The sequence below is a fragment of the Pseudomonas sp. BF-RE-25 genome, assembly GCF_019956105.1.
In the GTDB taxonomy this organism is placed as follows: Bacteria; Pseudomonadota; Gammaproteobacteria; order Pseudomonadales; family Pseudomonadaceae; genus Aquipseudomonas; species Aquipseudomonas migulae.
This window is the reverse complement of sequence record NZ_JAHBDB010000053.1, coordinates 22956-33846: the sequence shown is the minus strand read 5'-3', so window position 1 is coordinate 33846 and position 10891 is coordinate 22956. Positions and strand designations below refer to the sequence as shown.

General features: G+C 59.1%; 11 protein-coding genes. 7 read left to right on the top strand and 4 right to left on the bottom strand.

Annotated features, from left to right (window positions below):
- Positions 1 to 75 precede the first annotated feature (75 nt).
- Positions 76 to 1374 carry a mechanosensitive ion channel family protein gene (locus tag KGB24_RS21990; protein WP_223416554.1) on the bottom strand — a complete coding sequence of 433 codons (1299 nt, stop codon included), beginning with the start codon at positions 1372 to 1374 and terminating at the stop codon, positions 76 to 78.
- A gap of 193 nt (positions 1375 to 1567) precedes the next feature.
- Here KGB24_RS21990 and KGB24_RS21985 point away from each other — a divergent pair, with 193 nt between their 5' ends.
- The gene (locus KGB24_RS21985) at positions 1568 to 2914 is read left to right on the top strand and encodes a DEAD/DEAH box helicase (RefSeq protein WP_008034278.1); all 1347 of its coding nucleotides are present in this window, start codon (positions 1568 to 1570) and stop codon (positions 2912 to 2914) included.
- A gap of 144 nt (positions 2915 to 3058) precedes the next feature.
- On the opposite strand, the gene KGB24_RS21980 is transcribed toward KGB24_RS21985, so the two are convergent.
- A complete protein-coding gene (locus KGB24_RS21980; protein ID WP_008044013.1) occupies positions 3059 to 4345 on the bottom strand; it encodes a CitMHS family transporter in 1287 nt (428 codons plus the stop codon).
- A gap of 270 nt (positions 4346 to 4615) precedes the next feature.
- Here KGB24_RS21980 and KGB24_RS21975 point away from each other — a divergent pair, with 270 nt between their 5' ends.
- The 5 genes from KGB24_RS21975 (at position 4616) to KGB24_RS21955 (ending at position 8170) form a co-directional block, all read left to right on the top strand.
- Positions 4616 to 5557: a hydroxymethylglutaryl-CoA lyase gene (locus KGB24_RS21975; RefSeq protein ID WP_223416555.1), complete on the top strand. Its 942-nt coding sequence runs from the start codon at positions 4616 to 4618 to the stop codon at positions 5555 to 5557.
- Entirely contained in the window at positions 5554 to 6765 is a 1212-nt protein-coding gene (locus KGB24_RS21970; protein WP_223416556.1) for a CaiB/BaiF CoA transferase family protein, read from the top strand. The genes KGB24_RS21975 and KGB24_RS21970 overlap by 4 nt, the downstream gene beginning before the upstream one ends.
- A gap of 87 nt (positions 6766 to 6852) precedes the next feature.
- Positions 6853 to 7614: an IclR family transcriptional regulator gene (locus tag KGB24_RS21965; protein ID WP_223416557.1), complete on the top strand. Its 762-nt coding sequence runs from the start codon at positions 6853 to 6855 to the stop codon at positions 7612 to 7614.
- A 29-nt stretch (positions 7615 to 7643) separates the two neighbouring features.
- On the top strand, positions 7644 to 7955 hold the full coding sequence (locus KGB24_RS21960; protein WP_223416558.1) for a hypothetical protein: 312 nt from the start codon (positions 7644 to 7646) through the stop codon (positions 7953 to 7955).
- An 8-nt stretch (positions 7956 to 7963) separates the two neighbouring features.
- Positions 7964 to 8170: a hypothetical protein gene (locus KGB24_RS21955; RefSeq protein ID WP_223416559.1), complete on the top strand. Its 207-nt coding sequence runs from the start codon at positions 7964 to 7966 to the stop codon at positions 8168 to 8170.
- Between the two features lie 148 nt (positions 8171 to 8318).
- Here the strand turns inward: KGB24_RS21955 and KGB24_RS21950 are convergent, their stop codons facing one another.
- Positions 8319 to 9053: a DUF899 domain-containing protein gene (locus KGB24_RS21950; protein ID WP_008034274.1), complete on the bottom strand. Its 735-nt coding sequence runs from the start codon at positions 9051 to 9053 to the stop codon at positions 8319 to 8321.
- Positions 9054 to 9230: 177 nt separating this feature from the next.
- Here KGB24_RS21950 and KGB24_RS21945 point away from each other — a divergent pair, with 177 nt between their 5' ends.
- Positions 9231 to 9620, top strand: coding sequence for a hypothetical protein (locus tag KGB24_RS21945; protein ID WP_008034272.1), 390 nt, complete (start codon positions 9231 to 9233; stop codon positions 9618 to 9620).
- Between the two features lie 126 nt (positions 9621 to 9746).
- On the opposite strand, the gene KGB24_RS21940 is transcribed toward KGB24_RS21945, so the two are convergent.
- Positions 9747 to 10616, bottom strand: a complete 870-nt coding sequence (locus tag KGB24_RS21940) for a DUF6279 family lipoprotein (protein WP_008034270.1) — start codon at positions 10614 to 10616, stop codon at positions 9747 to 9749.
- Positions 10617 to 10891 lie beyond the last annotated feature (275 nt).

The following is a 10891-nucleotide window of genomic DNA, read 5'->3' as shown; positions in this document are numbered from 1 at the left end:
GAGTATCAGTCGATAACTATTTTGACTGACACTCCGCCTTCGCGGGCAAGCCTCGCTCCTACAAGGGTTTGGGGGTTACATGATGTGTTTTTCGGGTTCGGGGATGTGGCTTGCGCCTAGCATCGCCGGGAGCAATCCGGCCCGCAGATCCCCGCCACTCGGCTGCTGATAAAGGCTCAAGCCAAACTCCGGCAGCACCGCCAGCAGATAATCGAAAATATCCCCCTGAATCCGCTCGTAATCCGCCCACGCCGTGGTGCGGGTGAAGCAGTAGATTTCCAGCGGAATCCCCTGCGCCGTGGTCTGCATCTGCCGCACCATGCAGGTCATGTTCGGCTGGACCTCCGGGTGACTCTTCAAATACGCCAGCGCGTAGGCGCGGAATGTCCCGATGTTGGTCATCCGCCGACGATTGGCCGACATTGCCGCGACGTTGCCCTGAGCCTCGTTCCAGGCCTTGAGTTCAGCCTGTTTGCGGCTGATGTAGTCGGTCAGCAGGTGCACCTGAGACAGTTTTTGCTCTTCGTCATCACGGATGAATCGCACGCCGCTGGCGTCGATGAACAGGCTGCGTTTGATCCGTCGTCCACCGGACTGCTGCATGCCACGCCAGTTCTTGAACGACTCGGACATCAGGCGCCAGGTCGGAATCGAAACGATGGTCTTGTCGAAGTTCTGCACCTTGACCGTGTGCAGCGTGATGTCCACCACATCGCCATCGGCGCCGACTTGCGGCATCTCGATCCAGTCGCCGACCCGCAGCATGTCGTTGCTGGTCAACTGCACGCTGGCGACAAACGACAACAATGTGTCCTTGTAGACCAACAGAATCACCGCCGACATGGCGCCCAGCCCCGACAGCAGCAACAGCGGCGAGCGGTCGATCAACGTGGCGACGATGATGATCGCGCCAAATACGTACAACACCATTTTCGCCAGTTGCACATAGCCTTTGATCGAGCGGGTGCGGGCGTGTTCGGTGCGGGCGTAGATGTCCAGCAACGCATTGAGCAGGGCGCTGATCGCCAGCACCAGGAACAGAATGGTGAAGGCCAGTGCGACGTTGCCGAGGAAAATCAGGCTGGTTTTACCCAGCTCCGGCACCAGGTGCAGGCCGAACTGGATCACCAGCGACGGCGTCATCTGCGCCAGGCGATGAAACACTTTGTTCTGGCGAAAGTCGTTGACCCAGTGCAACGCCGGTTGGCGGCCGAGCATTTTGGTCGCGTGGAGGATCAGGTAACGCGCCACTCGTCCGAGGGTCAGTGCCACCACCAGCAACAGAAGCAGCCCGAGGCCGGAATGCAGGAGCGGATGCTGATCGAGAGCACCCCAGAGGTCTTGGACGTTGAGCCAGAGCTGTTTGATATCCATGGGTAAAACCGTTTCTTCTATAGGGCGCGTCGGAGCGATTAGAGCATTTAAGACGCTTTGCATGACGTTTAAGGACAAAAGAGGCAACAAAAAAGCCACTGTTTACGGTCGATTGCATAAAGAAACTCGGCCTTCGCGCTCGAAACCGTTACCCTATGCAGCTGTTTTTTTGTATTTCTTCGAGGTAGCACCCGTGTTTTCCCAATTCGCCCTGCACGAACGCCTGCTCAAAGCCGTGGCCGAGCTTAAATTTGTCGAGCCAACGCCTGTGCAAGCAGCGGCTATTCCGCTGGCGCTCCAAGGGCGTGACCTGCGGGTGACAGCGCAAACCGGTAGCGGCAAAACCGCTGCTTTCGTTTTGCCGATCCTCAACCGTCTGATCGGCCCGGCGAAAATCCGCGTCAGCATCAAGACCCTGATCCTGCTGCCAACCCGCGAGCTGGCCCAGCAGACCATCAAGGAAGTCGAGCGCTTTGCGCAATTCACCTTCATCAAGTCCGGCCTGATCACCGGCGGTGAAGACTTCAAGGTCCAGGCCGCCATGCTGCGCAAGGTGCCGGACATCCTGATCGGTACGCCGGGCCGGATGATCGAGCAACTGAATGCCGGCAACCTCGACCTGAAAGAAGTCGAAGTGCTGGTGCTCGACGAAGCCGACCGTATGCTGGACATGGGCTTTGCCGAAGACGTGCAGCGTCTGGTGGACGAGTGCACCAATCGCCAGCAGACCATGCTGTTCTCCGCCACCACTGGCGGTTCGGGTCTGCGCGAGATGGTTGCCAAGGTTCTGAACAACCCGGAACACCTGCAGCTGAACAACGTCAGCGACCTGAATGCGACCACTCGTCAGCAGATCATCACCGCTGACCACAACCAGCACAAAGAGCAGATCGTGAACTGGCTGCTGGCCAACGAGACCTATCAGAAGGCCATCGTGTTCACCAACACCCGGGCCATGGCCGACCGTATCTACGGCCGCCTGGTAGCGCAGGAATACAAAGCGTTCGTCCTGCACGGTGACAAGGACCAGAAAGACCGCAAGCTGGCGATCGATCGCCTGAAGCAAGGCGGCGTGAAAATCCTCGTGGCCACCGACGTTGCCGCTCGCGGCCTGGACGTTGATGGCCTGGACCTGGTGATCAACTTCGACATGCCGCGCAGCGGCGACGAATACGTTCACCGCATCGGTCGCACCGGTCGTGCCGGCAACGATGGCCTGGCCATCTCGCTGATCTGCCACGGCGACTGGAACCTGATGTCGAGCATCGAGCGCTACCTCAAGCAGAGCTTCGAGCGCCGCACTATCAAGGAAGTCAAAGGCACCTACGGCGGACCGAAAAAGGTCAAGGCCTCGGGCAAAGCGGTTGGCGTGAAGAAGAAAAAGGTCGACGCCAAGGGCGAGAAGAAGAAAACCGGCGCGAAGGCACCGACCAAGCGCAAAATCGCCAACCGCCCGAAGACCGACGCCCTGTCGCTGGTCAGCAAGGACGGCATGGCCCCGCTCAAGCGCCGCAAGCCGGAAGCGCCGGCTGCTGAATAAAGCGCCGTAGCGATCCCATAAAAAAACCGGACAAATGTCCGGTTTTTTTTATAACGCGATCCCCTGTAGGAGCCGGCTTGCCGGCGATTCTTCCTGACACACCGCGTCGAGGCGATCGCCAGCAAGCTGGCTCCTACAGAACGATTACCGGATGACGGAAATCGACCCCAACGCCAGCGCCGCCAACAACATCACCCCCACCGTGCCGATCGTCCATTTCAACGTCATGCGCTGGTTATCGCCGTAGTCCAGATCCAGCAACCCACACAGCAGATACGTGGACGCCACCAGCGGACTGAGCAAATGCACCGGCTGGCCAATCAACCCGGCGATTGCCATTTCCTTGCCGCTGATGCCGTAGTGGCTGGCGGTTTCGGCGAGGATCGGCAGCACGCCAAAGTAGAACGCGTCGTTGGTCAGCACGTAGGTGAACGGCATGCTGATGAACGCAGTGATGATCGACATCGAACTGCCGGCCCATTGCGGGATGACATGGATCAGGCTTTCGGAAATGGCCTTGGTCATGCCGGTGCCGCCCATAATGCCGACGAAAATCCCTGCCGCGAAGATCAGCAAGGTCACCGCCATGACGTTATCGGCGTGGCGCGCGATCACGGCTTTCTGCTCTTTCAGGTTGGGGAAATTCACCACCAGGCCAATGCCGAACGCGAGCATGAACAACACCGCAGGTGGCATCACCGCGAGCATCATCATCGCGATCAGGGCGATGGTCAGCGCGGCATTGAACAGAAAGCGCCAGTCGTTCAAGCGAAATTCGGTGAAGTGCTCCAGCCCTTCATTGGCGTCGAGTTGCACCACGCCCAAGCGGCGTCGCTCCAGCCGTCCGAGGTACAGCGCCACAAAAATCACCCACACAAGTCCGATGGCCATCAATGGCAGCATCGCCACGAACAGCTCGGTAATGTCGACTTTCATGGCACTGGCCGCCCGGGAAAACGGCCCGGCCCACGGCAGAATGTTCATCACGCCAATGGCCAGCAACAGCACCGTGGCCATGACTTGCAGGCGCACGCCGGTGCGGCGATACAGCGGTAGCAGCGCCGCGCAGGTGATGATGTAAGTGGTGGCGCCATCGCCGTCGAGGCCGACGCAAATCCCGAGAATCGCCGTGCCCAGCACGATTTTCTGCGGATCGCCTTTCACCGCTTTGAGGATCAGTTTGACCAGCGGGTTGAACAATCCGGCGTCGGTCATCATGCAGAAATACAGGATCGCAAAGGTCAGCATCACCCCGGTCGGGGCCAGCATTTTCAGGCCATCGAACATCATCGGCCCCAGCGTCGTGGTGTAGCCGGCCAGGCAGGCAAAGGCGACCGGGACCAGCAACAGCGCAACCAGCGGCGACAGGCGTTTGCTCATGACCAGGTACATGAAGCACGTGATCATCGAATAGCTGAGTAGGGTCAGCATGATTTCCCTCGTTTTTTATAGGTTTTGTCCGGGTATGACGGCGGGCGAAAGCAACGCTTTGTCATTGATAGTGTTCTGTTAGACGGAACGTCATTCCTTTTGGTGGAACAACTTTCCGGCCAAATTTTTACGCTGTCAAGTTTTTGTCCATTCGTTGACAAGCCACCGAAACCCGGCAGATACTAAAAATAGAACAATATTCTGTCAGATAGAACGCTGATCGAGGTGCCCTGAAACAGGGGCTTTCGTGGCGTCTCAGGAGGGCTGGTGATGGGTCATTCGAACGAAATCGATATTTTGGTCAGCGAAGTCGGGCCCCGTGACGGGTTGCAAAGCGTCGCGGCGACCATGCCGACCGAACTGAAACTGAAATGGATCGCCGCGTTGGCGAGCGCCGGGCTACGAGAGATCGAAGTGGGGTCCTTCGTGTCGCCCAAACTGCTGCCGCAGATGGCCGATACCGCTGCAGTGGTGGCTTTTGCACGGACCTTGCCCAACCTGTTCGTGACCGCGCTGGTGCCCAACCTCAAGGGTGCCGAAGCGGCCTTCAAGGCGGGCGTGCAGAAAATCACGATGCCGATTTCGGTGAGCGAACCCCATTCCCTGGCCAACATCCGCAAGACCCACGCCGAGGTTTATCAGGAGGTGCGCAACGTCGTTGCCTTGCGCAACGAGCAGTACCCGCACGTCGAAATCGAGGCCGGCTTGTCGACGGTGTTTGGCTGCACGATCCAGGGCGAAGTGCCGGACGACGACACCGTGCGCATGGCCCTGATCATGGCCGGGCTGGGCGTCAACGAAGTGGGGCTGGCCGACACCGTCGGTTACGCCAACCCGACACAAGTACGGCGCTTGTTCACCCGGCTGCGTCAAGAATTGCCGGGCATTGCCGGCAGTGCCCATTTCCACAACACCCGCGGCCAGGGCCTGGCCAATGTGCTCGCGGCGCTGGACGTCGGCGTGACCACCATAGACGCGTCTCAGGGCGGCATCGGCGGGTGCCCTTATGCGCCCGGCGCGTCCGGCAACATCGTCACCGAAGACCTGGTGTACCTGCTCGAATCCATGGGCCTGCGCACCGGCATCGACATCGATCGGCTGGTGCACGCCCGCGAATGGTTGCGCCAGGGCCTGCCGGGTGAAGCGCTGTACGGCTTCATCCCGGACGCCGGAGTCGGCAAGAATTTTCACTATGCACAGAAGGCGCTATGAACATGAGCCCCAGCCAACAACAAAAGCCTCTGCCGCTGGCCGGCATTCGGGTCATCGAGTTTGTCCACATGGTCATGGGACCGACCTGCGGCCTGGTGCTGGCTGACCTCGGGGCGGAGGTGATCAAGGTCGAACCTGTTCCTGCGGGTGACAACACCCGGCGCTTGATGGGCTCCGGCGCGGGGTACTGGACCACCTATAACCGCAACAAGAAAAGCTTCGCCGTCGACCTGAAATCCGCCGAAGGCATTGCTGCGGTCAAAAAGCTGATTGCCACCGCCGATGTGGTCACCGAGAACTTTCGCCCCGGCACCATGGAAAAACTTGGCCTGGGTTACGCCGACGTGAAAGCCATCAAGCCGGACATTATTTACAGCTCCATGAAAGGTTTCCTGCCCGGCCCCTACGAACATCGTACGGCGCTGGACGAAGTGGTGCAGATGATGACGGGGTTGGCCTACATGACCGGCCCGGTCGGCCAGCCTTTGCGCGCCGGGGCGTCGGTCAACGACGTCATGGGCGGGATGTTCAGCGCGATTTCGATTCTGGCGGCGCTGTTGCAGCGTAACCAAGGCGCTCAGGGGCAGTTCGTGCAGACCGGCCTGTTCGAGAATTCGGCGTTCCTGGTGGCCCAGCACATGATGCAAAACGTGGTCACCGGCACACCGGCGGCGCCGATGCCGAGTCGGGTTTCGGCGTGGGCGATTTATGACGTGTTCAGTTGCGCCGGTGAAGAGCAGGTCTTCCTCGGCGTGGTCAGCGACAGTCAGTGGAAAAGTTTTTGTGAGGTGTTCGGCTTCGATGCCTTCGGCAGTGATCCGCAGTTGGCCGGCAACAACCAGCGAGTCGCCGCGCGCAAGGTGATCCTGCCGCAAGTCCGCGAATGCCTGGCGGGCATGAGCAAGGAACAGGTGATGGCGCTGTGTGAAAAGGCCGGTCTGCCGTTTTCGCCGATCCAGCGACCTCAGGACCTGTTCGACGACAAACACCTGAATGAGTCGGGTGGCATGGCTGAGGTGACGTTGCCTGACGGTCAATCGGTCAAGGTGCCGATGCTGCCGTTTGAAATGGACGGCCAGCGTTTTGGTACGCGCTTGAATGTGCCTGAGTTGGGCAGCCATAGCGATGAGTTGCTGGCCGAGTTGGGTTATTCGGATAGCGATATCAGCGCACTGCATCGCGCTGGCGTGATCAAGTCCGAGGGGTGAAGGGTGGTCGCCCGTTCGCTCAACGGTTAAGGTAGCCGCTGCGCAGCCCGGTGCTGGCGCCGTCCTGAAGTTTTGTCACGAGCGAACATGAGCAAACAAACCCCATCGGAAGACGAACCTTCCACGCCCACTGCCGAAGGCGGCGTGGCGGCCGTGGATCGCGCCTTTGCGATCCTCGAGGCGTTCGACGTCGGCAGCAACAGCCTGCCACTGGCGGAAATCGCCCGGCGCACCGGCCTGTATAAAAGCACCATCCTGCGTTTGATGAGTTCACTGGAACGCGCCGGTTTCATCCGCCGCCTCGGCGATGGCCAATACGCCGTCGGCCCCGAACCGCTGCGGTTGGCGCAGGTCTACCAGACCTCGTTCCGCCTGCGGGACGTGATCTACCCGCTGCTGGAATCCTTGTCCGACACGAGCGGCGAAACCTCCTCTTTTTACGTACGGGAAAACGACAGCCGCGTGGTGTTGTTTCGCGTCGAGCCGAAGCGCGCAGTCAGGGTTTCCCTGCATGAAGGTGCACGATTCCCACTGAATGCCGGGGCGTCGGGCAAAGTCCTGCGAGCCTTTGGCGCGCTGTCCGAGCCGACCCTCGGTGCGATTCGCGAGCAATTCTGGGCGAGCTCCTTTGGTGAACGGGATCCGGAGACGGCTTCGGTGTCGGTGCCTGTATTCAATGCCGCGTATGAATTGACCGGTGCGTTGACCTTGTCCGGCCCGGCGGAGCGATTCAGCCAGGAAAAAGTTGCCACGGCGTGCGGCTTGTTGCTCGACGCAGCGGCCAGGGCAACTGTCGCGTTAGGCGGCGACAATCGCGAGTTGCTCAAGGCGGCTGAGCGCATCACTTAAGCATTGCACAAACCCTTGTAGGAGCCGGCTTGCCGGCGATCCTTGGCGACTCGGTGTATCTGGTCAACCGAATCGCCAGCAAGCTGGCTCCTACAAGGTCAGTTTTCGGCTTTTTTATCCGCTGTTTCCAGCTCCTTCATTCGCTGATCGATCAACTGGCACTTGTCCGGATTCTGCTCGGTGAGCTTGGCCACTTCCTTGGCCAATTGTTTGCGTTTGGCGGTGGCCTCCTCGGGTGTGCAAGCCCAAGTGGGGAGGGCGGGCTCGATCCGTCCAAAGTGGCGTCGGTCGAGGAAAAGATGGGGCCGGTGATCAAGCAGTTACTGGGGCAAAACAAATGAGCACAGTAATGAAAAGTATTCCTGCGTTGTTGCTCATGCTGCTGTTGGCCGGCTGCGGTCACACTAGCTCCACCCAGCCTTATTTCGAGCCACCGGCGCCACCTCAGGGCAAGGCGTTGGTTTACATGATGCGGACCCAGGTCATTCAAGGCAGCTTTTATGACAGCGTGTTCAGCATCAATGACAGTGCGGTGGTGGGGCTTATATACCGGTGAAATAGCCGATAGCGGTGTGTCAGTTGCATCGGCGTTGATTGTAAGTAGGCATCGCGAGCAAGCTTGCTCCTACAGGAATTGCGGTGTTCACGGACATTGTGTCCGGTCCTGACCGCTGAGGGAGCAAGCTGGTTCGCGAAGGTGTGGTCTACCCCCCATGGCAGCAGCTCGAACTCACCTTGTCTTCATACCTGTCGTGATGCCGTACCCATTCCATGATCTGCTCTTCGTTGCGCCCCTTGGGTGTCAGGTCGAGGTAGTTATAAGCGCCGACCAGCATGTCCAGGCCACGGGCATAAGTTGAATAGGTGTGAAAAATCTCGCCTGCTTCGTTGCGATAAAACACGCTGAGGCCTGGGAGTTCTTCTTCGGCGCCGTCAGTTTTTTCGTAGTTGTAGGTGGCTTTTCCGGCGGCTACATCTTCAGCTCGGGCCGAGACGCCAAAGTCGTAGTTAAAGTCGCAACCTTCTGACGACACCCAATCGAATTTCCAGCCCATGCGTCGCTTGAACGCCTGGAATTCGGCGAAGGGTGCGTGGGAAACCGCCACCACCGCCACGTCGTGATGCGCCAGGTGCTGGTTGGCGCCGTCAATGTGGTCGGACAGGAATGAGCAACCGGGGCAGCCTTCGTCCCAGCCGTCGGCAAACATGAAGTGGTAGATGACCAGTTGGCTGCGACCGCCGAACAGGTCGGCCAGCTTCAATTCACCATTGGGGCCCTGGAAGTGATAGTCCTTGTCGATTTTCACCCAGGGCAGGGCGCGGCGTTCGGCACTGAGTTTGTCCCGTTCCCGGGTGAAGGCTTTTTCGTGGGCCAGGTGCTGTTTGCGGGCGGCGAGCCATTCTTCTCGCGACACAACCGGATGGTTCTGAACGTTCATCGGGTTTTCTCCTGCGCAATGCTGGGCGGTGACTGACACAACCTTGTCGTTTGACCTATGCCAAATTCGACATACCGCCGGTCAGCGCCGTTAAAGAACTGCGCTGAACGGCGGCGAGCGCTGTCGGTCACAAGCTATGAAGGCCATCACACTCACGGGTTTTGGAGGTTGGACAGGATGACGACTTATAACTGGGATTTGATTGAACGCCTGCTGCACGAAGTGCAGAACGCAGCACCCAGCTTCACGCCACGGCCCTATGCCGAGCAGTACGCGGCGGAGAAAGCCACGGAGGGCGAAGAGACTGAGAACCTGGATCACCTGAAAGCGGTGGCCGGCGAGTATGAAAAGTTACTGTTGGCGCGTGGCTACATCGAGCCTCGACCTGAAGAGCAGGGTGGAACCGGTTCGAATTACAGGCTGACGATGCGGGGTTCAAGGTTGTTGAGCCTGATCGACAGCAGCATTCCGGGCAATGATCATCCGCGGCAAGTGCTGGATGAGCAGGACGATGCGCTGGATGAGGTGACGTTTGATGAAGTGGCGTCCCACGCGCAAATTGCCTGAAGACCCCGCATATCCCTTGTAGGAGCCGGCTTGCCAGCGATTGCGGTCTTTCAGCCAGCATGGATGTTGGATGTAACGGCCTCATCGCTGGCAAGCCAGCTCCTACAGGGGGTTGTGGTGAGGTGACTATTCCTGCTTCGCTGTTTTAAGGCACTTCAAGTCGTTGAAGTCTTTGCGCACTCCTTCGATTTTTTTCAGCAGCCGCTGGCGTTGAGCCGGTGTGCTTTCGGCCATCAAATCCACAAACAGGCTTCGTGCCTGTGCTTCGGTGTTGGCGTAGGCCTTGCGGTAATCGGGTGTCCATAGGCTCTCGCGATTCACCAGAAGCGTCTCGATGCGCTGTGGGAATCCTGGACTTTGGCGCTGCGCAACCGCCGCGCTGAACTGTTTCTGCCAATGCACGCGGTTGGCAATCCATTGCGTGTTCTGGTCGCCCAACGCATTTGACCAGGCAACGACCCGTTGTTGTTGGGGCGGGCTCAGCGGTCCGATCCAGCCATCCAGACGTTTTTCCATGCGCTCGCTACGTTCCTTGACCTGCTGAACGAGCGACGGTTTCACGTAATCCTGCTGGCGTTTTCGCCGGTCCTTGGCGAAGGCTTCGTTCATTTCCGCGACTTGTTTGTCGTCCAGCCCCTGCAACAACTCGATGGCCGACGGGGTGATTTCCCGGGCGGTCTGGGCGATGGCTTGTTTGGCTTCCTGGGTGCGGGATTGCAGCGCTGCGTCGGTGACCTGATTGGTTTCAACCATCACCTGCAAACGGTCCAGCCAGTCGAGATAGCCTGGCAGTTGCGTGGTGCAGTGCCAGCTCAGGTGTTCCTTGAGGCGCTCGTTGAACCAGCCTTTCTGCTCGCCGTTCATGTCCAGGTAATCGCTGAGCGTCCACGGGATGATCACGTCGAGGTTGCGATAGGCCAGGCCCATGCGGCTGCAGGCACCGAGGGCAAGACTGAGGGTGATGACGACGGCGAGACACTTCAACCAGCGCGACATGGGCGAGTCCTTGCGAAAGCGTAGGTTCTCATGTGATCGCAGGATGAGCCTGCCAGTTCAGCCAATCAATAAAACGCGCATTCAGCCTTGAAGGTGATCAGGCCAACGCACTGACAGTTGTGCCCGGAATTGGCGGAGCTACCGGCGAATGCTCGGCATCGAGGGCCGTTCGTCGATTTTTGAAATATTGATGGGGTTTGGCGGGGTGTTACGGGGAGGGTTCCAGTCCAAGCGCTTCGAAGCTCAAAGCGCTTAGGGACCAGGTAACGCGGGTG